General features: G+C 25.3%; 1 protein-coding gene. It reads left to right on the forward strand.

Annotated elements, in window-relative coordinates; genetic code table 11:
• Nucleotide 1 precedes the first annotated feature (1 nt).
• Nucleotides 2-517: glycosyltransferase family 2 protein (locus tag FPD38_RS05735; protein ID WP_147555783.1), on the forward strand; the 516-nt coding region annotated here is incomplete at its 3' end.

The following is a 517-nucleotide window of genomic DNA, read 5'->3' on the forward strand; positions in this document are numbered from 1 at the left end:
AATGAATCAAACTAAAACAGTCGGCGTAGTAATCCCCATATATAATGTAGAAAAATATTTAAAAGAATGTTTAGATAGCGTAATTAATCAAACTTATAAAAATTTACAAGTTATACTAGTCAATGATGGAAGCACTGATGAGAATTCACTAAAAATAGCTAAAGAATACACCTTAAAAGATGAAAGATTTATATTATTTGATAAAGAAAATGGAGGACAAAGTACTGCTAGAAATGTAGGTATAGAATATTTTAGCGGAGAATACAAACTTAAAAATATAACAACACAAATTAAAGAAAATTCTTTAATTGAATTTGAACTAGATGGTAATAATCCTTACAATATATATAAAGTATATAAAAGTTATAAAGCTTTTAATAATGAACAAGATTTAATTAACTTTACTTATCCAATTATCGATTATATTATCTTTTTAGATAGTGATGATTATTGGGAATTAAACTGCATAGAAGAATGTGTCCCTAGAATGGATGGGGTAGAGATAGTTTGGTTTGAT

The organism is Campylobacter volucris (genome assembly GCF_008011665.1).
GTDB lineage: Bacteria > Campylobacterota > Campylobacteria > Campylobacterales > Campylobacteraceae > Campylobacter_D > Campylobacter_D volucris_A.